The sequence below is a fragment of the Streptomyces coeruleorubidus genome (assembly GCF_008705135.1).
GTDB lineage: Bacteria > Actinomycetota > Actinomycetes > Streptomycetales > Streptomycetaceae > Streptomyces > Streptomyces coeruleofuscus.
Genome location: NZ_CP023694.1, coordinates 4,849,145 through 4,874,476 on the forward strand (window position 1 = coordinate 4,849,145; position 25,332 = coordinate 4,874,476).

Sequence of the window (25,332 nt, forward strand, 5' to 3'; positions counted from 1 at the left end):
GTACCAACAAGTAGCTACGATGATGCTACCCGTCAGTAATAAGGCGCAACCCCATCCGGTCATCTGTGACAGGTCACACCGGAACGGTCAAGGTCGCGGTGTAGCCGTCGCCCGCGCTGCCCGTCATCGCCGCCAGTTGCCGCTCGTGGCCGTCGCTGAAGATGCCGTCGTCCTCCAGCGAGAGGCCGCTCAGGTTCCGCACGCTGTCGCCGTAGCCGTCCGTGGCGTACACCGCGTCGCAGACGTCCTTCGGGAAGGCGAGCTGCGAGGTGTTCGTGATCGAGGTGGCGGCGGTGGCGTCGGCCAGAGAGCCGTAGACCTCGAAGTGGACGTGCGGCCAGCGGCCCGGGTAGCAGCCGGGGAAGACGCTCGTGAACGTGACCTGGCCCTTGTCGTCCGTCTCCTGGACGCCGCGCAGGTAGTTCTCCTCGGTGACGCCGTCGGAGTACAGGGAGTAGGCGCCGTCCCGGTCGCAGTGCCACACGTAGACGGCGGCTCCCCGCTTCGGGGTGCCGCAGCCGGAGGCCGCGTCCACCACCGTCAGCGTGATCGTCAGGGGCACGCCCTCGGCGGTGCCGCCCGCGGAGTCGCCGAAGCTCTTCCTGATGTCGCTGCGGACCACCCCGCTCTCCTTCAGGACGTTCACGCCGTTCGAACCGTCACCGGGAAAGGGCCCGGCCGTCTCCTCGGGGATCTCCGCGCACGCGGCGGACGACGAGGACGATGAGGACGCCGAGGACGCCGGGGTCTTCTCCTCTGTCGTGCAGCCCATCAGCGGGATCAGGCTCGCGCCGGCCATCAGCCGGATCATCCGGCGGCGGGCGAGGACGGGAAGGTCGTAGGAGAGGCCTCTGTCGTGCTCGTGCGGGCCCTCGTCGTGGCGTTCGTTCATGGCTCCGACGCTATGAGCCGTGGCTGTGCCGATCCATAGCGGCGACTGTCAGGTCGCTGTCGAGTCACTGTCGATTCGCCATCGCTGCCGTACCGCACCGCCCGGCCCGCCGCTCTCGGTACTCTTGCGCTCATGTACGGCTACGACCAGACAGCGGGCCCGCAGCAGCAGTACGCCCCTCCGCAGCAGCCGATGTCCGGCGGATACGGACAGCAGCCGCCGCTGTACCCGGAGCCGTCCCCGCCCTCCCTGACGGACGCGGTGCGCGCGTTCACCACCGGGCAGATGACCGCCGAGGACTTCCAGCAGGTCTTCGCGACGTCGAAGGTCTACTGCCCGCGCGGCGACAACCCCGGTTTCCTCGCCCTGCACAACACCCAGCAGCCGGTGATCCCGATGTTCAGCACGCTCAAGGAGCTGCGCCGGTACGCGGGCAAGGAGTCCAAGTACTTCGTGATCACCGGCGCCGAGGTCCTGGACCTGCTGCCGACCGGCTACGGCTTCGTGCTGGACATGGAGGGCGAGCACCGCATGGTGTTCGACGCGAAGGCGGTCGAGCAGATGGTCGAGTTCGCGATGCGCCGGATGTATGGCTAGACGCCATCGCTTCGCAGACGGCCAGCCGCCCTTGCCGCACAGGCGGCGGCTGACCCTACTTCGGCAGGCGTAGCGCCAGGCCGTCCAGGACGACATCCAGGCCGTAGGCGAACTTGTCGTCGCGGAGCCGGGCGGGGTCGACGGCCTGGGCGGCGGTCGTGGCTTCGGCGGCCGCCAGGTGGTCGTAGCCGGCGGAGACCTGCCGTGCCGTGGGCAGCAGACGGGCGACGAACTCCGACTCGGTCTCACCGGCGCGGGCGACCGTGGTGAGCCAGGCGGCCTCCGTGGTGGACATGCCGATGACGTACGAGAAGACGGCGTCGATCGCACGGCTCGGTTCGGGGAACCCCGCCGCGGTGAACAGGGCCGCGAGGCGCTCGGAGAAGGTCATGTAGTTGGGCCCGAGGTAGGCGAGCCCGGCCTGGCCCAGGACCAGGGTCAGCCAGGGGTGCCGCAGGGCCGTCGTGCGGAAGGACCCCGCGGCCTCGGTCACCGCCGCGCGCCAGTCTGGGCCGCCGGCCGGCGGGACGTGGATCTCGGCGGCGACCTCGTCCACCGCGAGCTCCATCAGTTCGTCCTTCGTGGCGACGTGCCGGTACAGCGAGGTCGCGCCGGCGTTCAGACGGGCGCCGAGCTTGCGCATGCTGAGCGCCTCGATGCCGTCCGCGTCGAGCATCGCGATCGCCTCCCGGACGATCGCCTCGCGGCTAAGTGCGGGCTGGTCGGCGCGGCGCTGTTCGCGGGCCCATACGGACGGGATCGGGTTCTTGTCCGTCGTCTTGCTGCGGCTCATCTGCTCCTCCTGCGGGGACCTGCGGCACCTTCGTGCGAACAGCGTGCGCATTCAGCGTACAGAACTCAAGCCTTGCGCACACTGTTCCGCTATGCGTACAGTGTGCGCATCGAAGGAACGGTGTTCGCAGGAGGGGAACTGGAATGGACGCTCGCAATCCGCGGCGCTGGTGGATCCTGATCGTGCTGTGCCTGAGCACGCTGGTGCTGGTCGTCGACAACATGGCGCTGACGGTCGCCGTGCCCGCGCTGACGGAGGACCTGGGGGCGAGTGCCCAGGACATGCAGTGGATCCTCGACTCCTACACCCTGGTCTTCGCCGGGCTGCTGCTGACCTCGGGAAGTCTGGGGGACCGGTTCGGCCGCCGGAAGGTGATGCTGGTCGGGCTGTTGCTGTTCGGGGCGGCGTCGCTGGGGGCGGTGTTCTGTTCCAGTCCTGGTGAGCTGATCGCGGTGCGGATCGCGATGGGGGTCGGCGGGGCGCTGATCATGCCGTCGACGCTGTCGATCCTGATCACGGTCTTCGACGAGGACGAGCGGCCCAAGGCGATGGCGGCGTGGGGTTCGGTGTCGATGCTGGGGCTGGTCGGCAGTCCGGTCCTCGGCGGTGTGCTGATCGACCACTTCGCCTGGCAGGCGATCTTCCTGATCAACGTGCCGATCGTCGCCCTGGCGCTGCTGGCCGGTGTGCTGCTGATGCCGGAGTCGAAGGCGCCCTGGCAGAAGCCGGACCCGCTGGGCGCGGTGCTGTCGGCGGTGGGCATGACGGCCCTGGTGTGGTGGATCATCGAGATCCCGCAGCACGGCGCGTTCGGCGGCCGTTCCCTCCTCGTCCTGGGTGTCGCGGTGGTGGCCCTGGCCGGCTTCGTGGTCTGGGAGAACGTCACCCGCTCGCCGATGGTCCCGCTGGTCCTCTTCAAGCACCGTAACTTCAGCGGGGGTTCGCTCTCGCTGGCGCTCGTCCAGATCGGCAACGCCGGCCTGCTGCTGGTCCTGACCCAGTACCTCCAGTTCGTCCTCGGCTGGTCCGCGGTCAAGGCGGGTCTGGCCTTCCTGCCGCTGGCGGTGGCCGCGCTGGCCGGTAACGCGGCCGGGGCGCAGCTCGCGGTGAAGGTGGGCAACCGGTTCGTCATCCTCGCCGGAATGCTGCTGATGGCCGCCTCCTTCGGGCTGCTGACCACGCTCACTGCCGACAGCGGCTTCACGGTCCCGGCCGTGGCGCTCGGGATCCTGGGCCTGGGGGCCGGTCTGGCGATGCCGGCCGCGGTCGCCGCCCTGATGAGCACGATCCCGGAGGAGAAGGCGGGCGTCGGCTCTGCCCTCAACGACACCATCCAGCAGTCGGGTACCGCCCTCGGCATCGCGATCCTCGGCGCGCTGCTCTCCGGTGGCTACACGGACCAGATGCCGGCCGGCGCTCCGGAGCAGGCCAGGGAGTCCATCGGCGGGGCCCTGGCGGTCGCGGGCGGCGACACGGGCCTGGTGCGGGCGGCCCGGGAGGCCTTCACCGCCTCGATGTCGACGACCTTCACGATCAGCGCGATCGGTGTCCTGGCCGCGGCGGTCGTGGCCACGCTGGTGATGCGGGACCGCAAGCCCGAGACCGAGCCCGAGCCCGCCCGGGAAGGGAGCGAGGAGACCGAGCTGGTCGCCTGACGCGGACGTACGAACAGGCCGGTACCCCGAGCGCGGGGGTGCCGGTCTTTCGCCGTGCCGGTGTCCCGTGGTTCGCTGCGCCGTCGCCCGGGAATGCCCACCCGGTTTTCTCTGTTTGGGGTGGCAAGAAGTTCAACGCTCAACTAAACTGGGCGTACACGAGGAGGAACCGACATGCCTGCTGTGACCGTCGAGAACCCGCTGACGCTGCCCCGCGTGACCGCGCCTGCCGACGCCGTGGCACGTCCCGTGCTCGCCGTCACGACCGCTCCGAGCGGTTTCGAGGGTGAGGGCTTCCCGGTGCGCCGGGCGTTCGCGGGGATCAACTACCGCCACCTCGACCCGTTCATCATGATGGACCAGATGGGCGAGGTGGAGTACGCGCCGGGCGAGCCCAAGGGCACGCCGTGGCACCCGCACCGCGGCTTCGAGACCGTCACGTACATCATCGACGGGATCTTCGACCACCAGGACTCCAACGGCGGTGGCGGCACCATCACCGACGGGGACACCCAGTGGATGACCGCGGGCTCGGGCCTGCTGCACATCGAGGCGCCACCGGAGCATCTCGTCATGTCCGGCGGGCTCTTCCACGGCCTCCAGCTGTGGGTGAACCTCCCGGCCAGGGACAAGATGATGGCCCCGCGCTACCAGGACATCCGCGGCGGCTCGGTCCAGCTCCTCAGCACCCCCGACGGCGGCGCGCTGCTGCGTGTCATCGCCGGTGAACTGGACGGGCACGCGGGCCCCGGCATCACCCACACCCCGATCACGATGGTCCACGCGACCCTCGCCCCGGGTGCGGAGCTCACCCTGCCGTGGCGCGAGGACTTCAACGGCCTGGCGTACGTGCTGGCCGGGCGCGGCAGCGTCGGCACCGAGCGCCGCCCGGTCCACATGGGCCAGACCGCCGTCTTCGGCGCCGGATCCTCGCTGACCGTCCGCGCGGACGAGAAGCAGGACTCCCACACGCCGGACCTGGAGGTCGTCCTGCTCGGCGGGCAGCCGATCCGTGAGCCCATGGCCCACTACGGCCCGTTCGTGATGAACACCAAGGAAGAACTCATGCAGGCCTTCGAGGACTTCCAGAAGGGCCGGCTGGGCACGGTCCCGGCGGTGCACGGGATGACCGCGAGCGGACCGCAGGACTGACGCCGGTGTCGTACGGGGGGCGCCGCACGCGCGACGCCCCTCCATCGGCCCTGGTGCCGTGCGTTCTCCGCCGGGGCGGTCCCGCATGCGCGGAGCCCGTGAGCCGGCTGCCGCCGGCGACGCCCACGCCCGGCCCGGGCTGGTCGTCCCGTGGGGGCCGGCGGCGGCCTCGACGTCCTTGTCGCCGATGGCGCCGAGCCCGCGAGTCCGCTGCCGACGGCCACGCCCTGGCCGGGCGGGCGGTGGTCCGCAAGGTTCTTGCCGGTGACGGCGCTGAGCCGGCGAGTCCGCTGCCGTTGCCGACGCCCATGCCCTGGCCGGGTTGGTCGTCCCGTGGGGGCGGGCGGCGGTCCGCAAGGTCCGTGTCGGCCACGACGTGACATGAACCGGCGGTCGGGCCGACGGCGCTGACGCCCCGTCACCCGGGCGGGCCTTTCCGGCGGGACGGTCCGGCCCGGGCATGGTCGGGTGGAGGCGTGCAGGACTCCGACCCGACCGCTGACGGACCCAGGCCGCTCCTCCCGGACCCCCTCCGGCGGCTCGCCGCCTGGTGCGCGCTCCTCCTGCTCGTGTCCGGAGTCGTCTACGTCGGGATCCGGCTGTGCGACGAGTTCCGGACCGCCGTCGTGCCCGTGCTGCTCGCGCTGCTCGGGACGGCCCTGCTCGGGCCCCTGCACCGGCGGCTGGTGAAGACCGGGGTGCAGCGGTCGGTCGCGGCCGGGCTCACCTGCGTCGCCGTCGTGGCCGTGGTCGGCGGGGCCGTGTACATCGTGGTCGCCGCGCTCATCGACACGGGCGACGAGATCGTCGCCTCGCTCAGGCAGGCAGCCCGGGGCATCTCCGAGCACTTCGGGGCGGCCGGGACCTCGCTGGACGACCTGGCCTCCAACGCCCGGCAACTTTTGGGCAAGTTCGGCGGCTCCGCCGCCTCCGGCGTGATCAGCGGGGTCAGCGTGGTCGGCGAGACCATCGCCATGGCCGTGCTCGCGCTGCTGCTCGTCTTCTTCTTCCTGCGCGACTCCGACAAGGCCGCCGGGACGCTGCGGGCCCTGTCCCCGCGTGGCTCGGCCGACACCCTGGAGGCCATGGCGCGACGGGCCTTCCACGCCGTCGAGGGCTTCATGCGCGGCACCACCTTCATCGCGCTCATCGACGCGCTCTGCATCACCGTCGGACTGCTCGTCCTCGACGTGCCCGGGGCGGCCGGGCTGGGGGCGCTGGTCTTCGTCGGCGCCTACATCCCCTACCTCGGCGCTTTCATCTCGGGAGCCGTTGCCGTGCTGGTCGCGCTCGCCGACCGGGGGTTCGTCATCGCGCTGTGGGTGCTCGGGGTGGTGCTCGCGGTGCAGGTGCTGGAAGGACACGTGCTCCAGCCGGCGATCCAGAGCCGGACCGTGCAGATGCACCCGGCGGTGGTGATGGTGGCGATCACGGCCGGGGCGTCGGTGGCCGGAGTGCTCGGCATGCTGCTCGCCGTGCCGCTCACCGCGGCCGCCTTCGGCGTCCTCCAGGAGCTCCGCACCCGCTACGGGGACCAGGAGCCGTCGCCCGAGCCGTCCACGGACTCGTAGAGCTCGAACCAGATGCTCTTGCCCTCGCCGCGCGGGTCCACCCCCCAGGCGTGCGCGAGCAGTTCCATCAGCACCAGGCCGCGGCCGGAGGACGCCAGCACCCCGGGTCTGCGCTTGTGCGGCAGGTCGTCACCGGCGTCGGTGACCTCGATCCGCAGCCGCCGCTCACCCACCTGGCCGGTGATCTCGGCGACGAGCAGCGCGTCGGAGTCGGTGTGCACGAGGACGTTCGTCAGCAGCTCGGACAGCAGCAGTACCGCCGAGTCGACCTGGTCCGGGGAGGCCCAGTCGTGCAACAGCTCGCGCAGTTGCTGCCGGGCCACCGCGACCCGCTCGGGCTCGGCCTGCGCGACCGTCAGCATCGTGCGCCGCACGGGGGCCGGCACGAGCACGGTGTCGCCGCAGCCGCAGCCCTCGCCCTCCCGGCACAGCAGCAACAGCGCGATGTCGTCCTCGCGGCGGTCGGCCAGCGGGCCGGTGGTGTGGTGCGACGACGGCCCGTGCACGGCCTGCACCAGGGTGTCGGCGAGTTCCTCCAGGTCGCCCTTGTGGTCCTCCAGGATCGCGCGCAGCCGCCGCCAGCCGGAGTCCAGGTCGTGGCCGCCGGTCTCGATCAGGCCGTCCGTGCAGATCAGCATGGTCTCGCCGGACTCCAGGGCGAGCCGGGTCGTGGGGTAGTCGGCGTCCGGGTCGATGCCCAGGGGCAGGCCGCCCGACGTCGGCCGCGTCAGCACCGTCCCGTCGGCCATCCGGATCGCCGGGTCCGGATGCCCGGCCCGGGCGATGTCCAGCACGCCGGTCGTCGGGTCGACCTCCACGTACACACAGGTCGCGAAGCGCGGGTCGAAGGGGTCCTCGTCGCTGATGCCGTGCAGGAAGCGGGAGGCGCGGGAGAGGACGGCGTCGGGGCGGTGGCCCTCGGAGGCATAGGCGCGCAGGGCGATGCGGAGCTGGCCCATCAGGCCCGCCGCCCGCACGTCATGGCCCTGCACATCACCGATGACCAGCGCGAACCGCCCGCTGGGCAGCGGGATCACGTCGTACCAGTCGCCGCCGACCTGGAGGCCGCCGCCGGTGGGGACGTAGCGGGCGGCGACGCTCATGCCCGGGATGCGCTGCGGGCCGAGCCTCGGCAGCATCGTGCGCTGGAGTCCGTCGGTCAGCGCCCGCTCGCTCTCGGCGACGCCGGCCCGGGTCAGTGCCTGTGCCAGCATCCGCGCCACGGTGGCCAGCACCGACCGCTCGTCCGGGGTGAAGGCGACCGGGTAGGTGAAGGCCGCCATCCACGCGCCCATCGTGCGGCCGGCCACGGTCAGTGGAAGGAACGCCCAGGACCGGCGGCCGAAGCGCTCGGCGAGCGGCCAGGTCAGCGGGTAGCGGGCCTTGTACTGCTCGGGGGAGGACAGGTACACCGCCCGGCCGGTCCGCACCACCTCGGCGGCCGGATAGTCCGTGTCCAGCGCCATGTCGGAGAACGGGCTGTCGTCACCCTGCTGCTGCCCGTGGTGCCCGATGATGGTCAGCCGGTCGCCCTCCACGCCGAACACCGCCAGCCCGTCCGGTGAGAACCCGGGCATCGACAGATTGGCCGTGACCCGCAGGACCTCGTGCGTGGAGCGCGCCTCGGCCAGCGCCCGGCCCGCGTCCAGCAGGAACGCCTCCCGGGAGCGCCGCCAGTCGCCCGTGACCGCGCTGCGCCCGGCCGGGGTGCCCGGTGTGGGCTCGGTGACCTCCTGGAGGGTGCCGATCATCCGGTACGCCTTACGGGCCCGGTCGAAGGACGGCTTGGAGCGGCTGCGGACGACCCGGACGATGCGGCCCTGCTCGTCCATGATCCGGACCCTTACCTCGGCGAGGGTGCCCTCGGCGACGGCGAGCTGGATCACGCCGGTGATCTCGTTCCAGTCGACGGGGTGAAGCCGGGCCCGGGCCTGGGCCTCCGTAAGGCTGACCTGTTCGGCGGGCAGCCCGAGCAACCGTGCCGCCTCGGCGTCGACCGTGACCAGCCCGGTGGCGGTGTCCCAGTGCCACAGGCCGGTCGCGAGGGCTGCGAGAGCCTCCTCCACGGCGGGCAGGGGCTCGTCAGTGCGCATTGACCTACTTTAAGAAGAGGCGATCGAACACTGCCACCGATGAGGGAAGTGTGCTCGATCGTTAACTGAGGAGAGCCGATCTTCGCCTGGCCGGTACGCTGGGGACCAGTTTCACGTGAAACACAGACCCCGATCAGCGAAGACTGGATGAACGACGATGCATCGGTACAGGTCCCACACCTGCGGCGAGCTCCGCTCCTCTGACGTCGGTACCGACGTCCGGCTGAGTGGCTGGCTGCACAATCGGCGCGACCTGGGCGGCATCCTCTTCATCGATCTGCGCGACCACTACGGCATCACGCAGCTCGTGGCCCGTCCCGGCACGCCCGCCTACGAGGCCCTCGACAAGCTCTCCAAGGAGTCGACCGTCCGCGTCGACGGCAAGGTCGTCTCCCGGGGCGCCGAGAACATCAACCCCGAGCTGCCGACCGGTGAGGTCGAGGTCGAGGTCGGCGAGGTGGAACTGCTCGGCGCGGCCGCCCCGCTGCCCTTCACGATCAACGCCGAGGACGGGGTCAACGAGGAGCGGCGCCTGGAGTACCGCTTCCTCGACCTGCGCCGCGAGCGCATGCACCGCAACATCATGCTGCGCACGGCGGTCATCTCGGCGATCCGCCACAAGATGACGGCCCTCGGCTTCAACGAGATGGCGACGCCGATCCTCTCCGCGACCTCCCCCGAGGGCGCCCGCGACTTCGTCGTCCCGTCCCGCCTGCACCCGGGCAAGTTCTACGCCCTCCCGCAGGCGCCCCAGCAGTTCAAGCAGCTGCTGATGATCTCCGGGTTCGACCGCTACTTCCAGATCGCGCCCTGCTTCCGTGACGAGGACGCGCGCGCCGACCGCTCGCCGGGCGAGTTCTACCAGCTCGACGTCGAGATGAGCTTCGTCGAGCAGGAGGACGTCTTCCAGCCCGTCGAGAAGCTGATGACCGAGCTCTTCGAGGAGTTCGGCGGCGGCCGCCACGTCACCTCGCCGTTCCCGCGGATCCCGTTCCGCGAGGCGATGCTGAAGTACGGCTCCGACAAGCCCGACCTGCGCGCCCAGCTCGAACTCGTCGACATCACCGACATCTTCGAGGGCTCGGAGTTCAAGGCGTTCGCCGGCAAGCACGTGCGCGCCCTGCCGGTGCCGGACGTCTCGGGCCAGCCCCGCAAGTTCTTCGACCAGCTCGGTGACTACGCCGTCTCGCAGGGCGCCAAGGGCCTGGCCTGGGTCCGCGTCGCCGAGGACGGCTCCCTCACCGGCCCGATCGCGAAGTTCCTCACCGAGGACAACGTCGCCGAGCTGACCAAGCGCCTGTCGCTGGCCGCCGGCCACGCGGTGTTCTTCGGCGCGGGCGAGTTCGACGAGGTCTCCAAGATCATGGGCGCGGTGCGGGTGGAAGCCGCCAAGCGTGCCGGGCACTTCGAGGAGAACGTCTTCCGGTTCTGCTGGATCGTCGACTTCCCGATGTACGAGAAGGACGAGGAGACCGGCGCGATCGACTTCTCGCACAACCCCTTCTCCATGCCGCAGGGCGGCCTGGAGGCCCTGGAGACCCAGGACCCGCTGGACATCCTCGGCTGGCAGTACGACATCGTCTGCAACGGCGTCGAGCTGTCCTCCGGCGCGATCCGGAACCACGAGCCGGAGATCATGCTCAAGGCCTTCGAGATCGCCGGGTACGACCGCGAGACGGTCGAGGAGAAGTTCGCCGGCATGCTGCGCGCCTTCCGCTTCGGCGCCCCGCCGCACGGCGGCATCGCCCCGGGCGTCGACCGCATCGTGATGCTGCTCGCCGACGAGCCCAACATCCGCGAGACGATCGCCTTCCCGCTCAACGGCAACGCCCAGGACCTGATGATGGGCGCGCCGACGGAGCTGGAGGAGGCGCGGCTGAAGGAGCTGCACCTGTCGGTGCGCAAGCCGCAGCCGAAGTAGGCCTTCGGAGAAGTCGTAAGCGACTGGGGTGGCCCGGAACCGGTGTCGGTTCCGGGCCACTTCCATATCCAGGCGCGTGGCGCCTGGCTGTCGTTCACATACATGTACTTCTGCTCAATCCGTTGACCCGGAACCTGTGCCTCCATATTGTCCCTTCGACAACGCGTACGTGACTGCTGTTCACGTATGTGCACATCGAGGGAGACGACGATGTCAGACGCCGTAACAGCCATCCCCGAGGCCGAGCAGCGTGCGGTCGGCAAATTCCTGCGCCGCATGCTCCCGATCCTGGTCCTGATGCTGCTGGTCAACCAGATGGACCGGACGAACGTCGGCTTCGTCCAGAACGAACTGCGGGCCGATGTCGGCGTGAGCGCCACGGCCTACGGGCTCGGTGCGGGCCTGTTCTTCATCGGATACGCCCTGTTCGAGGTGCCGAGCAACATGCTCCTGGAGCGGTTCGGGGCCCGGGTCTGGCTGACCCGGATCATGATCACCTGGGGTGCGGTGATCGTGGCGATGTGCTTCATCCACAACGTGTGGATGTTCTACGGCCTGCGCTTCCTGCTCGGTGTCGCGGAGGCCGGCTTCTTCCCCGGTGTGCTCCTCTACTTCACCCAGTGGCTGCCTGACTCCAGCCGGGGCCGGGCCAGTGCGATCTTCCTGGGTGGCTCGGCCACGGCGTACATCGTCACCGGCCCGATCACCGGTGCCCTGCTGGAGCTGCACGGCGCGGGCGGTATCGCGGGCTGGCGGTGGATGTTCGCCCTGGAGGGCGCCTTCTCCATCGTGGTCGGCTTCATCGCCGGGTTCTTCCTCGTCTCCCGGATCCAGGACGCGAAGTGGCTGACGCAGGAGGAGAAGGACGCGCTGACCGAGGCGGTGGAGCGCGACAAGGAGGCCCGTGACCGGGCGCCGTCGGTGTCGCGGATGAAGCTGATCTTCCACCCCCAGGTCGCCGTCCTGACCGCGGTCTTCTTCGCGATGGCGCTGACCGGGTACGCGATCACGTTCTGGCTGCCGAGCCTGGTGGAGGAGATCGGCGGACTGTCCCCCTTCCAGATCGGGCTGCTGTCGGCGATCCCCTGGATCTGCGCGGTGATCGCGATGTACACGATGAGCCACTTCACCGACCGGGCCCCGGACCGTCGCCCCTACCTGGCGATCGCCCTGGTCCTGTCCGCGATCGGCACGTTCCTCGCGACCCTCGGATCGCCCTGGTTCGGCCTCGCCGCCCTCACGCTCGCCGCGGTCGGCGGCAAGTGCGCGGCCACCCTGTTCTGGCCGATGGCCCAGTCCGGCCTCGACCTGAAGATCGCCGCGCCGGGCCTGGCGCTGGTCAACTCCATCGGAAACCTGGGCGGGTTCGTGTCCCCCACCCTGTTCGGCTACCTGAAGGACACGACGGGGAGTACGACCGGGGGCCTGTACACGCTGTCGGCGGCGTCGATCCTGGCGGTTCTCGGGGTGGCGTTCGTACGGCACACCACCAAGGGGCCGCGGGCGGGGGCCGGGGATCGTGCGGGGGTGACGGGGAAGGCGGCTGTCAGGTAAGCGCGCCGACCGAGCCGACTCCGGGCTGGGGCCCGCTCCTTGTGTGGGGGCGGGTCCCGGCCTTCGGGGCTTGATCAGTTCCCGGCGAACAGGTCATCCACCGCGGTGGCTGTCAGGGAGCGGTCGAACCAGAGGGTGAGGGTGTCGAGGTCGGTGCAGGAGGTGATGCGGTCGCGGGTGTCCTCGGGGACGGGGATGCCGCGCTTCTCCAGCACGCTGAGGATGGACTCGGCTCTGGCTTCAGCTTTGCCTTCGGCCTTGCCCTCGGCTTTGCCCTCCAGGTACGTCTCCTCGAAGAGGGTTCCCCTGCCCGGAAAGTATGTGGCGACCATCTTCTCCAGCTCTCTCCATGTCTCCCGGACCGGAGTGTCCTCCAGCCCGACTTCAAGCCATTCGCACCAGTACTTCGCTGTTGCCTTGTCGAACGACCGCATGCCGCGGGCCATCGTTCACTCTTGCGAGAGCGGCAAAAACGTTCACTTCATGGGTGCTATTACCTGGCCACGAACTGGGTCAGGATCGCCTGGACCTCGTAGATGTCGACGCCCTTGGTGAAGGTCTTCTCGATGGGGGTCGGGGTGCCGGAGATCCAGATCTTCAGTTCGGCGTCGAGGTCGAAGGTGCCGGCCGTTTCCACCGCGAAGTGGGTGATGCTGCGGTAGGGGACGGAGTGGTACTCCACCTTCTTGCCGGTGATGCCCTGCTTGTCGATCAGGATCAGGCGGCGGTCGGTGAAGAGGATGGTGTCGCGGATGAGGAGGTACGCGGCGTGGACCTGTTCGCCGTGGCCGAGGAGGCGGGCGTAGTCCTGCTGGGCCGATGCCGGATCGACGGTGTGTGCGTTGCCGAACAGTGCCATGGGAGCCCCCGGGTGTGTGGCGGCGGCCGGGTGGCCGCTCTCACGCGATCTTCGCAAAGCACGGGGCCCGGGAGAAGGTTCTCGTTCTCCCGGGCCCCGTGCTGTAGCGAGCGTGTTACGCCGTTACGCGGTCCGTTACGCCGTCGGCTTCTCCTCCAGGCGCGGGAAGAGGACCGCGCCCTTGGTGACCGTCGTGCCGACGGGGAGCCGGCCCCACTCGCCGGCCTCGCCGATCCTCTGGTCCGCGAGGGCGCCGAGGGAGGCGCCCGCACCGAGCGAGTCCCAGAGCTTCTGGGAGGTCTCCGGCATGACCGGGTTGAGGAGGACCGCCACCGCGCGGAGGGACTCCGCGGCCGTGTAGAGGATCGTCGCCAGGCGTGCCTTGCCCTCGTCGGAAGTGTCCTTGGCGACCTTCCACGGCTCCTGCTCCGTGATGTAGCCGTTGACCTGCTTGACGAAGTCGAAGATCGCCAGGATGCCGCCCTGGAAGTCCAGGTCCTCGCCGATCCGGCGGTCCGCCTCCCTGACCGCCTTCGCCAGGCCCTCGTGGATCGCCTTCTCCGCCTCACCGGCCGCCGTGGCCTCCGGCAGCGTGCCGCCGAAGTACTTGCCGACCATCGCCGCGACGCGGGACGCCAGGTTGCCGTAGTCGTTCGCCAGCTCGCTGGTGTAGCGGGCCGAGAAGTCCTCCCAGGAGAAGGAGCCGTCCTGGCCGAAGGCGATCGCGCGCAGGAAGTACCAGCGGTACGCGTCCACGCCGAAGTGCGAGGTGAGGTCCTGCGGCTTGATGCCGGTCAGGTTCGACTTCGACATCTTCTCGCCGCCGACCATCAGCCAGCCGTTGGCCGCGATCTTGCCGGGCAGGGGGAGCCCTTGTGCCATCAGCATCGCGGGCCAGATCACCGCGTGGAAGCGGAGGATGTCCTTGCCGACCAGGTGGACGTCGGCCGGGAAGGTCTCCTCGAACTTGGCCTGGTTCTCGTTGTAGCCGACCGCCGTGGCGTAGTTCAGCAGGGCGTCGACCCACACGTAGATCACGTGCTTGTCGTCCCACGGGACCGGGACGCCCCAGTCGAACGTCGAGCGCGAGATGGAGAGGTCCTGGAGGCCCTGCCGTACGAAGTTCACGACCTCGTTGCGCGCGGACTCGGGCTGGATGAAGCCGGGGTTGGCCTCGTAGTGGGCGAGGAGCTTCTCGCCGTACTCGCTCAGCTTGAAGAAGTAGTTCTCCTCGCTGAGGATCTCGACCGGCTTCTTGTGGATCGGGCAGAGCTTCTGGCCCGCGTACTCACCCTCGCCGTCGAGGAGCTCGCCAGGGAGCTTGTACTCCTCGCAGCCGACGCAGTACGGGCCCTCGTAGCCGCCCTTGTAGATCTCGCCCTTGTCGTACAGGTCCTGGACGAACTCCTGGACGCGGTCCGTGTGCCGCTTCTGCGTGGTGCGGATGAAGTCGTCGTTCGCGATCTCCAGGTGCTCCCAGAGAGGCTTCCACGCTTCGGTGACGAGCTTGTCGGCCCACGCCTGGGGAGTGACCCCGTTGGCTTCGGCCGTGCGCATGATCTTCTGACCGTGCTCGTCCGTGCCGGTGAGGTACCACACCTTCTCGCCGCGCTGGCGGTGCCAGCGGGTGAGCACGTCGCCTGCGACGGTCGTATAGGCGTGGCCCAGGTGAGGAGCGTCGTTGACGTAGTAGATGGGGGTCGAGACGTAGTACGCCTTCGCCCCCTGCTTCTCGGATCCAGTGGCCGCCATGGGCGAAATCCTACTGGTCCGCTGAAGATCGACTCACATGCGTTTCGGGGGGTGGACGTGGACAGGGGCTCTGTCCACGTCCACCCCCCGGGGGGTTGTGCGGGCGGGTGCTAGGGGCGCCAGTTCGCCAGTACGCCCTCGTAGAGCTCCTTGTCCGTGAGCTCGCGGGGGGTTTCGCCGGCGAGGAAGTGGGACGTGTTGGGGGTCTTGAGCTTGCGGAGGTAGTCGAAGGCCTTGTTCTCCGGGTCGCCGAAGGCGACGAAGGAGAAGAAGACGGTGGGGTGGGACTTTGCCGCGTCGGTGAGGGACTTCGTGGCGGGGGTCTTGGCGTCGGGGGCGCCGTCCGTCTGGAAGATCACCAGGGCCGGGGTGTCGGGGGTCGCTTCCTTGCCGTGGTGGGCGAGGACCGCTTCGACGGCTGCGTGGTAGCTGGTGCGGCCCATGCGGCCGAGGCCGGCGTGCAGGTCGTCGATCTTGTTCTCGTGGTCGGTGAGGGTGATCTCGCCGGTGCCGTCGAGTTCGGTGGAGAAGAAGAAGACCTGGACGGTGGCCTCGGGGTCGAGGTGGGCGGCGAGGGCGAGGGTTTGTTCGGCGAGGGCCTGGGCCGAGCCGTCCTTGTAGTACGGGCGCATGGAGGCGGAGCGGTCGAGGACGAGGTAGACCTTGGCCCGGGTGCCGGTGAGGTCGTGCTGCTTGAGGGTGGTGGTGGCGGCCTTGTAGGCGGTGGTGAGGCTGGGGGCGCGGGTCTTGACGCGGGTGAGGGGGACGGCGGGGGTGGGGGCCGGCTCGGCCTCGCCTTCGGCTTCGGCATCGGCCGTGTCGCCTTCGCCTTCGGCCGTGTCGTTGTTCCCGGCCGCGGCGCCCTTGCTGCTTGCGTCGGCGGGTGCGGGAGTGTCCACGGCCTTGGCCGTCGCCTGGGGTTCGGCCTCGCCTTCGGCTTCGGCCGTGTCGTTCCCACCCGCACCACCCGTGCTGCCTTCGTCGTCGGGTGCGGGTGGCCCCTGGGGGGCGGAGTCGCCGTCGGCGGCTGCGGGCGCGTCCGCCGCTTCGGGCGTCGGCTTGTCTGCGGAGGACGACTCGGGCTCCTCGGGCTCCTGGGCCTCGGCGACGGTCGCCTCCTCCGCCGGGTCCGTCGGCGTCGGCTTCTCAGCCGCAGTCGCCTCCGTCGGCTCCTCCATCGTCGGCTTGGGCTCGGCCTCCGGCTCAGCGGCAGCCTCTGCCTCCGGTGCCACCGCCGCCGGCTTCTCCGCGGCCGTCGGCTCCTCCACAACCTGCGGCTTCTCCGCCGCCGGCTCCTCGACGGCCGCCCGTTCCTCTTCAACGGCCGGCTTCTCGGCGACCGTCGGTTCCTCTTCAACGGCCGGCTTCTCGGCGACCGTCGGTTCCTCTTCAACGGCCGGCTTCTCGGCGACCGTCTGTTCCTCCTCAGCCGCCGGCTTCCCGTCGACCGCCGGCTCCTCCTCAACCGCCGGCTCCGCGGCGACCGCCCGCTCCTCACCCCCGGGCTTCTCCGCGGTCTTCGGCTCCGGCTCCTCCTCCGCCGACCGCGCAGGCCTGGGCACCGTCACATTGTCGAAGATCATCGACACGAGGTCGTGTTCGCCGCGGGGCTCCGGGACGTCGGCCGTCGGGCCGGGGGTCGGTTCCGGGGAGGGGGACGGGACCTTCGGTTCCGTCGCGGCGGGCGTGGGGGGCTGCGGCGTCGGTGAGTCCTGGGAGGGGGTCTCCGCCGTCGGGGTGGTCTGCGCCGCACCCTCCGCCTCGGCGGTCCGTGATTTGCGTGACCGTCCGAACGCGTTCCGCAAGAGAGTGAGAATGCCCATGTGCGCGCAACCCTTCGCGTGAGTTGAAGCCCGTCAATCCCTGGCCAGGACGGACACGTAAGGTTAGCGGCCCTCCTGGGTGATCTTGGGCAGGGTCAGGGGTGCGGGGTACCGGCTGTCAAGAGGGACATCCGGCCTGCGAAGGTGTCGCCGTGCTGAATCGCCGTAACTGCCGTAAGGCTTCCGCAGGTTCACTCGCTGTTCACCCTGGCGCCCGGCTGCCGCACATATGTGCCCCTACGGTCACGCTGACACCATGGGCATCCAAGGAGAGAGCAAAGTGCGAAAGCTGCTGCCGTTGATCGGAACGCCGTCCGGTTCGCACCCTGGCGGTCGGTCCGCCATGACCTGTCGTTTCCGGTGTGGTGACGCCTGCTTCCACGAGGTGCCCAACACCAGCTCCAACGAGTACGTCGGTGATGTGATCGCCGGTGCGCTCAGCCGCCGGTCGATGATGCGGGCCGCGGCCGTGGTGACCGTGGCCGCCGCGGGCGCGGGGGCCGTGGGTGTCGCGCAGGCTCCGCAGGCCGGCGCCGTCCCGGCCGACGCCGCCGCCGAGGCCGCTCGGCGCAAACACAAGGGCGCGCGCGGGCTGCGCTTCGCGCCCGTCGCGCCCAACACCACCGACGCCGTGACCGTGCCGGAGGGGTACCGGCAGAACGTCGTCATCCGCTGGGGCGAGCCCATCCTGCGCGGTGCGCCCGCCTTCGACCCGGAGAAGCAGACCGCCAAGGCGCAGGCCGGGCAGTTCGGGTACAACTGCGATTTCCTCGCCCTGCTCCCGCTGCCCGGGGAGCGGAACAGGCAGCTGCTCGTCGCCAACCATGAGTACACCGATGAGGTGCTCATGTTCCGGGGGTACGACGCCGCCAACCCCACCCGTGAGCAGGCCGAGATCGCCTGGGCCGCGCACGGGCTGTCCGCCGTCGTCGTGGAGGGGGACCGGAAGACCGGGAAGCTCACCCCCGTTCCCCGGCACCAGCTCAACCGCCGTGTCACCGTCACCACCGAGTTCCGGCTCACCGGCCCCGCCGCCGGGTCGGACCTGGTGAAGACCTCCGCCGACCCGACCGGTACGAAGGTTCTGGGCACCCTCAACAACTGCGCCGGTGGCACCACGCCCTGGGGGACGACCCTGCACGGCGAGGAGAACTTCAACCAGTACTTCGCCAACAGCAGCCGGGCGAGCGACAAGCGGTACGGCATCGGGACCGGGGCCAGCGAGCGCAAGTGGGAGCGTTTCGACAAGCGGTTCGATGTCGCTCAGGAGCCGAACGAGGTGCACCGCTTCGGGTACGTCGTGGAGCTCGACCCGTACGACCCGACCTCCACGCCCCGCAAGCACACCGCTCTCGGCCGCTTCAAGCACGAGGGCGCGACCGTCCGGCTCACGGCGGACGGCCGTCCCGTCGTCTACACCGGTGACGACGAGCGGTTCGACTACTTCTACAAGTTCGTCGGCAGCAAGCGGATGAAGCGCGGCCACGGCCGCGCGGTCCGCGAGCACAACATGTCCCTGCTCGACGAGGGGACGCTGTACGTCGCCAAGCTCACCGGTGACTCCCCCGCCATCGAGATCGACGGCACGGGCAAGCTGCCGAACGACGGCGAGTTCGACGGGAGCGGCGAGTGGATTCCGCTGGCCACCGCCACCGCCGACGGTGCCGTCTCGCACGTGGACGGGATGAGCGCCGAGGAGGTCTTCGTCTTCACGCGTCTCGCCGGTGACAAGGTGGGCGCGACGAAGATGGACCGGCCCGAGGACATCGAGCCCAACCCGGTGACCGGCAAGGTGTACGTCGCCCTGACCAACAACAGCAACCGTGGTGTCGGCTCCAACGCCAAGGCGGACGAGGCCAATCCGCGCAACGCCAACAAGCACGGGCACGTGCTGGAGCTCACCGAGCGCTGGAACCGGCCCGAGAGCACCAGGTTCGCCTGGTCGCTGTTCCTCGTCGCCGGTGACCCGGACGACCCGGCGACCTACTTCGCCGGGTTCCCGAAGGAGGGCGTCAGCCCGATCTCATGCCCGGACAACGTCGCCTTCGACCCCTACGGCAACCTGTGGATCTCCACCGACGGCGCCCAGCTCGGCTCGCACGACGGCCTGTTCGGCGTGGCGACCCGGGGTGAGCGGCGTGGTGAGCTGAAGCAGTTCCTGACCGTGCCGAAGGGTGCCGAGACCTGCGGTCCGATCGTCCAGGACCGGCGCGTGCTGGTCGCCGTGCAGCACCCCGGTGAGATCGACGGCGCGTCGGTGGAGAAGCCCGCCAGCACCTGGCCCGACGGGCCCGGGAAGTACGTCCGGCCGGCGGTCGTTGCCGTGTGGCGTGCGGACGGTTGCGACATCGGCGTCTGACCGAGCCACGACAGCAGCAAGCAGGGGGCGCCCGACGGGGCGCCCCCTACCTGCCTTCGTGCAGCGTCAGATCCGTCACCACCGCCCGGTGGTCCGTGTCGGCCACGTCCAGGATGCGCGTGCGGTCGGCCCCGAAGTGCTTCGACACCAGGACGTGGTCGATCTGCGTGCCGAACGTCGGGGCGGTCCGGGCCGGCCAGGTGGCCGTGCGGTCGGCGTCGTCCAGGCGGGCGGCGTCGCTCAAACCGGTGTCGAGGATGCGGCGGAAGGCGGCGTGGTCCTGGGAGGCGTTGAAGTCGCCCGCCAGGACCAGGGGGGTGCCGCGGTCGGCGGTGGCGGCGTCGCGCAGGGCGTCGAGTTCCCTGTTCCAGAGGTCCACCTGGCCGGGGATCGGGGGCATGGGGTGGGCGAGCTGGAGTCGTACGGGATGCCCGTCGACGTCGGCGATCGCCCCGGGCATGCCCATGGTGCCGGAGACGCCGTCGGTGGGCCGCAGCGGGAAGCGGCTGAGGATGACGGAGCCCTCGGAGCCGCCGCCCTCGACGGCCCGGCGGTGCGGGTAGTCCTGGGAGAGATCGTCCTTCAGCCGCGCGTCACACTCGTATTCGCATTCCTGTGCGAAGACGATGTCCGGTTTCTCGCGGCGGACGGCGGCGACCAGGGGCCCGGTGCCCTGCCCGAACTCGACGTTCGAGGTCAGTACGCGCAGTTCGGCGACCGGGCGGCCGACGGGGTCGCCGACCTTGCCGTACGGCTCGATGAACCAGGCCAGCAGGCCGAGCAGGACCACGCCCCAGGCCGTCCCGAGCCACCACCGGGACAGCAGGGCGAGCAGCAGCGCCAGGCCGGTGGGGGCGAGCAGCCAGGGGAGGAAGGCGAGGACCTGCGGGACGGGCGTGATGCCGTCGCTGTCGGCGGTCCGGAAGCCGACGACCACGCTGACCGCGGCGAACAGCAGGGCGGCGCACCAGGCGCCGGGCCGCCGTCCGGGCGGACGGTGGTCCGGCCCGTCGGTGGCGGTCCACTCGGCAGCGGCGGTGTCCAAGGCCCGGCCTTCCGTTCGCGGGTGGGTGCCCGAATCCTCCCTCGAAGTTCGAGGGGTGGGGTGCCCGAATCCTCCCTCAGGGTTCGAGGGTGGGGTGCCCGAATCCTCCCTCAAAGACGGGGTGGGGCGGTGGAAGGTTGCCGTCGGCCGACGTCCCCGGGCCGTGCGTCGACGCGGGCCAGGAATTCCCCGAGTGCCTTGTCGAACTCCTCGGGGCGTTCGAGGTTCGGCATGTGGGCCGTGCCGTCGATCACGTGCAGGGCCGAATCCGGGAGGGCCGCGTGCATGGCCCGGGCGTCGGAGACGGGGGTGTAGGTGTCGTCGGCTCCCACGACGACCAGGGCCGGGACGGTCACGCGGGTCAGCAGGGCGGCGTAGTCGGGGCGCCGGGCACGGGCGCGCAGGGCCGCGGCGGCGCCCTCGGGGGAGGTGGCCGTCATCATGCGGTGGACGTGTGCCTTGACCTCGGCGGGGGCGTACGGGGCGACCATCCGCTCCAGGACCTCGTCGGCGTAGCCGCGCATGCCCTCCCGCAGGAGGCGGTCCGCCATGGCGTCGCGGGTGCGGACGCCCTCCGGGGTCTCGGCCGCCGGGAAGGTGTCCGCGAGGACCAGGCCGCGGACGCGGCCGGGGAACAGTCGGTAGCAGTCCATCGCGATCTGGCCGCCCATGGACAGACCGGCGAGGACGAAGGAGTCCACCCTCAGTTCGTCGAGCAGGGCCTCGATGTCCCGGGCGAACTGCGAGAAGTCCGCGAGGGCCGGGGTTGTCGGGGAGGCGCCGTAGCCGCGCAGGTCGGGGGCGATGACGCGGCGGGCCGTGGAGAACGTGCCGAGCTGCGGGGCCCACATGGTGCGGTCGAATGGGTGGCCGTGGACGAGGACCAGGGGGACAAGGGACTGCCGGGAGGTTACGGGGCCTTTGTCCTCGTATGCGAGGAAGGGTGCCATGGGACGACCCTAGGCAGCTCCCATCACTCAGTGCAATAAGATCTTTGCTCTCGGTGCAATCCAAGGGGGAGACCGATCGATGGGTGACTACCGCCGTATCGCCGACAGGATCGCCGACGACATCGCCAGCGGGCGGCTGAAGCCCGGTCAACGGCTGCCGCCGCAGCGGGCGTTCGCCCGGCGCCGGGGGATCGCCTCGTCGACGGCCGGGCGGGTGTACGGCGAACTCGTACGGCGCGGGCTGGTCGTCGGCGAGGTCGGGCGCGGCACCTACGTACGGGCCGCCCCGGACGGGCCGGCGGGGCGGGCGCTCGCCGAGCCCGGACCGGCCGACGCCCCCGTCAACCTGGAGCTCAACTACCCCAGCGCGCCGGGCCAGCCGGAGCTCCTCGCCCCCGTCCTCGCGCCGCTGCTGCGTCCCGACGTGCTGGCCGAGGCGCTGCTGCCGGCCGCCGCCACCGGTACCGAGTCCGCCCGGGAGGCCGCGGCCACGCTCCTCGCCACCCCCGGCTGGCGCCCCGCCCCGGACCGGCTGCTGTTCACCGGCAACGCACGGCAGGCCATCGCCGCCGTGCTGGCCTCCCTGGTCCGGCCGGGCGGCCGGGTCGGTGTGGAGCAGCTGACGTATCCGCTGGTCAAGGAGATCGCGGCGCGGCTGGGCATCACCCTGGTGCCGTTGGCCGGTGACGCGGCCGGGCTGCTCCCGGAGGCCGTCGCCGCCGCGCACCGGACGGCGCCGCTGTCCGCCCTGTACGTGCAGCCGACGCTGCACAACCCGACGTCCCTGACGACGAGCCGCGCCCGCTTACTCCAACTCGCCCGGCTGGTACACGACCTGAACCTGCCCGTGGTGGAGGACCGCATCTGGTCCTTCCTGCACGAGCCGGGCGATCCGCTCGCCGCTCACGCCCCCGCCCTCACCCATGTCGTCGACGGTCTTTCCAAGCGGGTCGCGCCGGGGCTCACCGTCGGTTTCCTCGTCGTGCCGCCGCATCGGGTCGGGGCCGTGGCCGGTGCCGTGCGGTCGGGCGGGTGGAGTGCCGGGCGGTTCGCCCTGGAGGCGGCCGTGCGGTGGGCCGGGGAGGGGACCGTGGCCCGGCTGGTGGCGGCCAAGCGGGCGGACGCGGCGCGCAGGCAGAAGATCCTCGCCGAGGAGCTCGCGGGCTTCGCCGTACGGTCCGATTCGCGCGCCTACTTCGCCTGGTGGGAGCTGCCCGCCCCGTGGCGCGCGGACACCTTCACGGGGGCCGCCGCCGCGCACGGCATCGCCGTCACGCCGGGCCCCGCCTTCGCCGTCGCCCCCGGCCACACGCCCGACGCCGTCAGGCTCGGGCTCGCCTCGGCTCCGGAGCCGGATCTGCGCCGGGCGCTGCGGACGCTCGCGCACGTCGCCGCGAGGCGAGCCGGGGACCGTACCGGCCTGTGAGCCACGAGCCGAGCGCCACCGTCAGGCCGCAGGCGAACAGCAGCCAGGACACCGTCAGCAGGGTGGCCGTCAGGGCGTCGTAGACCGCGCCGGCGGCCGGGCGGTGGAGCGTGTCGGGCAGGTCGGCGAGGGTGAGGCGGCGGCCGATCGCGACGGCCAGGACGAGCAGCCCGCCGCCCAGCGCCGTGCCGAGGCCGAGCGCGGTGACCGCGTGGCGGCGGGACGCGGCGAGGGCGATCCCGGCCACGGCGCACACGGCGGCGGTGAGCGGCAGCCAGAAGGCGGCGGTGTCCAGCACGTGGTACCCCTTGCGCAGTCGGTCCAGGTCGTCGGCCGGGAGCACCGGGACCCGGGCGTGCAGCACCGGGATGCGGTGGGCGAACGGCACGTGGTCGTCGGTGAGGCGGCGTTTGACCCGGGCGACGACCGGCGCGACGTCGACGGTGACGGCGGCCGCGCGCGTGCCGTCGTCGCGCACCGCTCGCAGGACCGCGTCGTGGACGGCGTGGTTCGCTGCGTCCCACCCCGTGCGGAACGCCTGGGTCCGGGTGAACGAGCGCACCGCGTCGTGCACGAAGGGCCCGACCGTGCCGCGCGGCAGGCTGGTGCCGAGCTCGTGCCCGCCCTCCCGCATGATGCTGTCGCCGACGGCATCCGCGACCGCGCGCTGAACGTCCGGGTCGGAGGCGAGCGGCGCCATCGCCCGGACGTAGCGGCCGGTGTCGGCCAGCCCGTGCGCCGCCCAGGAGGCGAGCGTCCCGAACGGAGCGAGCAGGCACGCGAGGGCCAGCAGAACGGCCGACAGGGCGTTCCGCGGTGGTCGGAGGGGCGCCTGGTCGGGTAGGGGCGCCCGGTCGTGCTCGGACACCCTTCCAGGCAAGGCGTCAGGGGCCCGGCCCGCGACCGGCGTGACTGCATTCGGGCCCACATGCCGAGCCGAACGGGTCGCACTGCCCCACTGGTACGTCGTCAGTCGAGGCGTCGGCCGGAGGCGTCCTCGTGTGTGTAGTAGCGGTAGAACAGCGTCACGAGGACGCCCGCGCCGACCACCAGCCCCAGCCCGGTGGACCGCAGCACGGACTCGCCGGTCTGGCTGTAGAGGAAGCCGATCGCGCAGCCGGTGAAGGCGAACCAGAGCAGCGCGTGGAGTTCGCGCCGCAGCCGCGGGGCGACCTCCCGCACGGCGGCGTACAGCACGGCGAACACGAGCGCGGTGAGGAAGCCGAACAGCAGGTTCCAGCCCGTGATGGGCCCGGCGTCGCGCCGGTTGGCCGCGGCCCAGTAGCCGTAGACGAGCCCGAGGACGACGGGTACCGCGACCTTCGCCATCGCGTGGGTGCGCGGGCTGAAGACATCGGGTGTACGGCGTCGCGTGGTCACCTTGCGTGAGGCGGGTGCCGCATGAGCCATGAGAGCTCTCCTCTCTCCCTGCCTACCAGGGCACACCGGCGGGGACCCCCCGGCAAGTCGGGACGGCACGGCGCGGCGCTGCGGCGGGCGCCCGGCCGGTGGCACCACCGTCTTCGCCGTGCGCCGTCGGACCGTCCCCGGGGAGGGGGGCGAAGCACCCGAAGGCGGACGTTTGCGGTCCTGTGGCCCACCTTTGCAGCCGCAGCGGTTACGGTGCTGCCGTACGTGATCGACAGGGGGAGGGACGAGATGCCCGGAACCGTGCTGCTGCTGGCGGCCTCGCCGGTGGGCAAGGGGCGCCTGGTGGACGCCGCGTCCGTACTCCCCGTCCTGGCCGCCGTACCGCCCGGCGTGCTGGCCGGTACGGACACCGCGAACGTCGTCGAACTCGCCGACCCGCTGGAGCCGCAGGCCGTCCTCACCCGGCTGCGCGCCGCCGCGGCGGCCCCCGGCCCGCTCACCGTGTACGTCACCGGCCAGCTCCAGCTCGACCGCCGCCAGCGCCTGCCCCACCTGGCGCTGGCCCGCACCACCGCGTCCACCGCCCGCTACACGGCCTTCCCCTGGCACTGGTTCCGGGACGAACTGCGGCTGAGGCCCGCCGGCGCGACGACCCTCATGCTCGACCTGCACGCGGATGCCGAGACCTGGGAGCTGCTGCGCGGCACCCCGCTGGACGCGGGCCGCGGCAACGCCGTCTACGGCCGCATCGCGCCCCCGCCGTCCAGACGCGCGGTCGCGGCACCGGCGTACATGAAGGCCGTCGCGACGATCCTGCGCAGTGGCTTCCGGCCGCCGCTGGAGCAGTTGCACCAGCAGGCGCTGTCCCGGATCGCGCCGGAGAGCGCGGGCACGGACATCGTGCTGAGCACGCCGGGCCCCTCGGCCGGTGATCCGCACGCCGCCATCACCGCCGCCGTCCAGTCCGGCCGCCACCTGGACGCCGACGCGCTCGCCGCCCGGCACGAGCAGGCCGCCGTCGCCGCGCACGGGCCCGCCTCCGAGGAGGCCCTGCACTGGGCCGAGGTCCGGGCCGACCTGGCGATGTTCGCCGGGGACGCGGGCCGCAGCTGCCACACCTGGCTGACGGTGGCCACCGTCCGCCTGAACGCCGGGCAGGCGCCGGACGCGCCCGCCGTCGAGGCCGCCGTGGACCGGGCCCACCACCAGTGGGGCCAGGTCCGCGACACCACGCGCGCCCGCGAACTGGGCGCTGCCCTCGCCGAGTTGCGGGGACGGGTCCCCGGGCGGCGCGAGGGGGCGCTCGATCATGTGCAGCGGCAGTTGAGGCAGTTGCAGACCCAGCCCTGACCACGCGTGCGCCGTGTGTGCCTGGCGTGAAGGGGGCGTGCAATCGCTTGCACAGGTCTCGTCACAGGTCTGCCGCCGAGGCCTGACCCGGTGTCATGATGTCGGACATGACAGAGGGGGACCGAGTGGCTGTCTTAGGCGTACGCGTGCGGCTGGGAGCCGACGCGAC

20 protein-coding genes are annotated in these 25,332 nt (G+C 71.1%); 9 read left to right on the forward strand and 11 right to left on the reverse strand.

Annotated elements, in window-relative coordinates; translation table 11 throughout:
* Positions 1–73 precede the first annotated feature (73 nt).
* Positions 74–892, reverse strand: a complete 819-nt coding sequence (locus tag CP976_RS22430; protein ID WP_150481979.1) for an intradiol ring-cleavage dioxygenase — start codon at positions 890–892, stop codon at positions 74–76.
* A gap of 132 nt (positions 893–1,024) precedes the next feature.
* Between CP976_RS22430 and CP976_RS22435 the strand changes: the two genes are divergently transcribed.
* A complete protein-coding gene (locus tag CP976_RS22435) occupies positions 1,025–1,489 on the forward strand; it encodes an SseB family protein (RefSeq protein WP_086600316.1) in 465 nt (154 codons plus the stop codon).
* A gap of 55 nt (positions 1,490–1,544) precedes the next feature.
* Here the strand turns inward: CP976_RS22435 and CP976_RS22440 are convergent, their stop codons facing one another.
* Positions 1,545–2,282: a TetR/AcrR family transcriptional regulator C-terminal domain-containing protein gene (locus CP976_RS22440; RefSeq protein WP_150481980.1), complete on the reverse strand. Its 738-nt coding sequence runs from the start codon at positions 2,280–2,282 to the stop codon at positions 1,545–1,547.
* Positions 2,283–2,425: 143 nt separating this feature from the next.
* Here CP976_RS22440 and CP976_RS22445 point away from each other — a divergent pair, with 143 nt between their 5' ends.
* From CP976_RS22445 to CP976_RS22455, 3 genes are all read left to right on the forward strand, one after another.
* A complete protein-coding gene (locus tag CP976_RS22445) occupies positions 2,426–3,937 on the forward strand; it encodes an MFS transporter (protein WP_150481981.1) in 1,512 nt (503 codons plus the stop codon).
* Positions 3,938–4,111: 174 nt separating this feature from the next.
* Positions 4,112–5,089, forward strand: a complete 978-nt coding sequence (locus CP976_RS22450) for a pirin family protein (RefSeq protein ID WP_150481982.1) — start codon at positions 4,112–4,114, stop codon at positions 5,087–5,089.
* Positions 5,090–5,565: 476 nt separating this feature from the next.
* Positions 5,566–6,660, forward strand: a complete 1,095-nt coding sequence (locus CP976_RS22455) for an AI-2E family transporter (RefSeq protein ID WP_150481983.1) — start codon at positions 5,566–5,568, stop codon at positions 6,658–6,660.
* Here the strand turns inward: CP976_RS22455 and CP976_RS22460 are convergent.
* Complete coding sequence (locus CP976_RS22460; RefSeq protein ID WP_150481984.1) at positions 6,615–8,753, reverse strand: SpoIIE family protein phosphatase; 2,139 nt, start codon at positions 8,751–8,753, stop codon at positions 6,615–6,617. The genes CP976_RS22455 and CP976_RS22460 overlap by 46 nt on opposite strands.
* Before the next feature lie 157 nt (positions 8,754–8,910).
* Between CP976_RS22460 and aspS the strand changes: the two genes are divergently transcribed.
* Both aspS and CP976_RS22470 read left to right on the forward strand, forming a co-directional pair.
* A complete protein-coding gene (aspS, locus tag CP976_RS22465) occupies positions 8,911–10,674 on the forward strand; it encodes an aspartate--tRNA ligase (protein ID WP_150481985.1) in 1,764 nt (587 codons plus the stop codon).
* 210 nt (positions 10,675–10,884) lie between these two features.
* Entirely contained in the window at positions 10,885–12,228 is a 1,344-nt protein-coding gene (locus CP976_RS22470) for an MFS transporter (protein WP_150481986.1), read from the forward strand.
* A gap of 74 nt (positions 12,229–12,302) precedes the next feature.
* Here CP976_RS22470 and CP976_RS22475 read toward each other — a convergent pair whose 3' ends face one another.
* From CP976_RS22475 to CP976_RS22490, 4 genes are all read right to left on the reverse strand, one after another.
* Positions 12,303–12,662 (reverse strand): RpnC/YadD family protein, encoded by a 360-nt coding sequence (locus CP976_RS22475; protein ID WP_229875444.1) that lies wholly within the window; start codon positions 12,660–12,662, stop codon positions 12,303–12,305.
* 59 nt (positions 12,663–12,721) lie between these two features.
* Positions 12,722–13,087 carry a PH domain-containing protein gene (locus CP976_RS22480; protein WP_086605805.1) on the reverse strand — a complete coding sequence of 122 codons (366 nt, stop codon included), beginning with the start codon at positions 13,085–13,087 and terminating at the stop codon, positions 12,722–12,724.
* Positions 13,088–13,222: 135 nt separating this feature from the next.
* A complete protein-coding gene (gene metG, locus CP976_RS22485) occupies positions 13,223–14,839 on the reverse strand; it encodes a methionine--tRNA ligase (RefSeq protein WP_150481987.1) in 1,617 nt (538 codons plus the stop codon).
* Between the two features lie 110 nt (positions 14,840–14,949).
* The gene (locus CP976_RS22490) at positions 14,950–16,662 is read right to left on the reverse strand and encodes a VWA domain-containing protein (protein WP_150481988.1); all 1,713 of its coding nucleotides are present in this window, start codon (positions 16,660–16,662) and stop codon (positions 14,950–14,952) included.
* Positions 16,663–16,942: 280 nt separating this feature from the next.
* Here CP976_RS22490 and CP976_RS22495 point away from each other — a divergent pair, with 280 nt between their 5' ends.
* The gene (locus CP976_RS22495; protein WP_150481989.1) at positions 16,943–19,021 is read left to right on the forward strand and encodes a PhoX family protein; all 2,079 of its coding nucleotides are present in this window, start codon (positions 16,943–16,945) and stop codon (positions 19,019–19,021) included.
* Between the two features lie 46 nt (positions 19,022–19,067).
* Here the strand turns inward: CP976_RS22495 and CP976_RS22500 are convergent, their stop codons facing one another.
* Together CP976_RS22500 and CP976_RS22505 are read right to left on the reverse strand one after the other, a co-directional pair.
* Entirely contained in the window at positions 19,068–20,066 is a 999-nt protein-coding gene (locus CP976_RS22500; protein WP_150481990.1) for an endonuclease/exonuclease/phosphatase family protein, read from the reverse strand.
* 110 nt (positions 20,067–20,176) lie between these two features.
* Complete coding sequence (locus CP976_RS22505; protein WP_150481991.1) at positions 20,177–21,016, reverse strand: alpha/beta fold hydrolase; 840 nt, start codon at positions 21,014–21,016, stop codon at positions 20,177–20,179.
* Positions 21,017–21,095: 79 nt separating this feature from the next.
* On the opposite strand from CP976_RS22505, the gene CP976_RS22510 reads away from it, so the two are divergent.
* Positions 21,096–22,442, forward strand: coding sequence for an aminotransferase-like domain-containing protein (locus CP976_RS22510; RefSeq protein ID WP_150481992.1), 1,347 nt, complete (start codon positions 21,096–21,098; stop codon positions 22,440–22,442).
* On the opposite strand, the gene CP976_RS22515 is transcribed toward CP976_RS22510, so the two are convergent.
* Positions 22,339–23,310 (reverse strand): hypothetical protein, encoded by a 972-nt coding sequence (locus CP976_RS22515; protein ID WP_150481993.1) that lies wholly within the window; start codon positions 23,308–23,310, stop codon positions 22,339–22,341. The genes CP976_RS22510 and CP976_RS22515 overlap by 104 nt on opposite strands.
* A 101-nt stretch (positions 23,311–23,411) precedes the next feature.
* Positions 23,412–23,852, reverse strand: a complete 441-nt coding sequence (locus CP976_RS22520) for a hypothetical protein (RefSeq protein ID WP_150481994.1) — start codon at positions 23,850–23,852, stop codon at positions 23,412–23,414.
* 249 nt (positions 23,853–24,101) lie between these two features.
* On the opposite strand from CP976_RS22520, the gene CP976_RS22525 reads away from it, so the two are divergent.
* Positions 24,102–25,163, forward strand: coding sequence for a serine/threonine-protein kinase (locus CP976_RS22525; protein ID WP_150481995.1), 1,062 nt, complete (start codon positions 24,102–24,104; stop codon positions 25,161–25,163).
* Positions 25,164–25,332: the final 169 nt, after the last annotated feature.

Coding starts and splice junctions, on each gene's coding strand:
- CP976_RS22430 (WP_150481979.1), bottom strand. CDS start 892: ATGAACGAACGCCACGACGAGGGCCCGCACGAGCACGACAGAGGCCTC.
- CP976_RS22435 (WP_086600316.1), top strand. CDS start 1,025: ATGTACGGCTACGACCAGACAGCGGGCCCGCAGCAGCAGTACGCCCCT.
- CP976_RS22440 (WP_150481980.1), bottom strand. CDS start 2,282: ATGAGCCGCAGCAAGACGACGGACAAGAACCCGATCCCGTCCGTATGG.
- CP976_RS22445 (WP_150481981.1), top strand. CDS start 2,426: ATGGACGCTCGCAATCCGCGGCGCTGGTGGATCCTGATCGTGCTGTGC.
- CP976_RS22450 (WP_150481982.1), top strand. CDS start 4,112: ATGCCTGCTGTGACCGTCGAGAACCCGCTGACGCTGCCCCGCGTGACC.
- CP976_RS22460 (WP_150481984.1), bottom strand. CDS start 8,753: ATGCGCACTGACGAGCCCCTGCCCGCCGTGGAGGAGGCTCTCGCAGCC.
- aspS (WP_150481985.1), top strand. CDS start 8,911: ATGCATCGGTACAGGTCCCACACCTGCGGCGAGCTCCGCTCCTCTGAC.
- CP976_RS22470 (WP_150481986.1), top strand. CDS start 10,885: ATGTCAGACGCCGTAACAGCCATCCCCGAGGCCGAGCAGCGTGCGGTC.
- CP976_RS22475 (WP_229875444.1), bottom strand. CDS start 12,662: ATGCGGTCGTTCGACAAGGCAACAGCGAAGTACTGGTGCGAATGGCTT.
- CP976_RS22480 (WP_086605805.1), bottom strand. CDS start 13,087: ATGGCACTGTTCGGCAACGCACACACCGTCGATCCGGCATCGGCCCAG.
- metG (WP_150481987.1), bottom strand. CDS start 14,839: ATGGCGGCCACTGGATCCGAGAAGCAGGGGGCGAAGGCGTACTACGTC.
- CP976_RS22490 (WP_150481988.1), bottom strand. CDS start 16,662: ATGGGCATTCTCACTCTCTTGCGGAACGCGTTCGGACGGTCACGCAAA.
- CP976_RS22505 (WP_150481991.1), bottom strand. CDS start 21,016: ATGGCACCCTTCCTCGCATACGAGGACAAAGGCCCCGTAACCTCCCGG.
- CP976_RS22510 (WP_150481992.1), top strand. CDS start 21,096: ATGGGTGACTACCGCCGTATCGCCGACAGGATCGCCGACGACATCGCC.
- CP976_RS22520 (WP_150481994.1), bottom strand. CDS start 23,852: ATGGCTCATGCGGCACCCGCCTCACGCAAGGTGACCACGCGACGCCGT.
- CP976_RS22525 (WP_150481995.1), top strand. CDS start 24,102: ATGCCCGGAACCGTGCTGCTGCTGGCGGCCTCGCCGGTGGGCAAGGGG.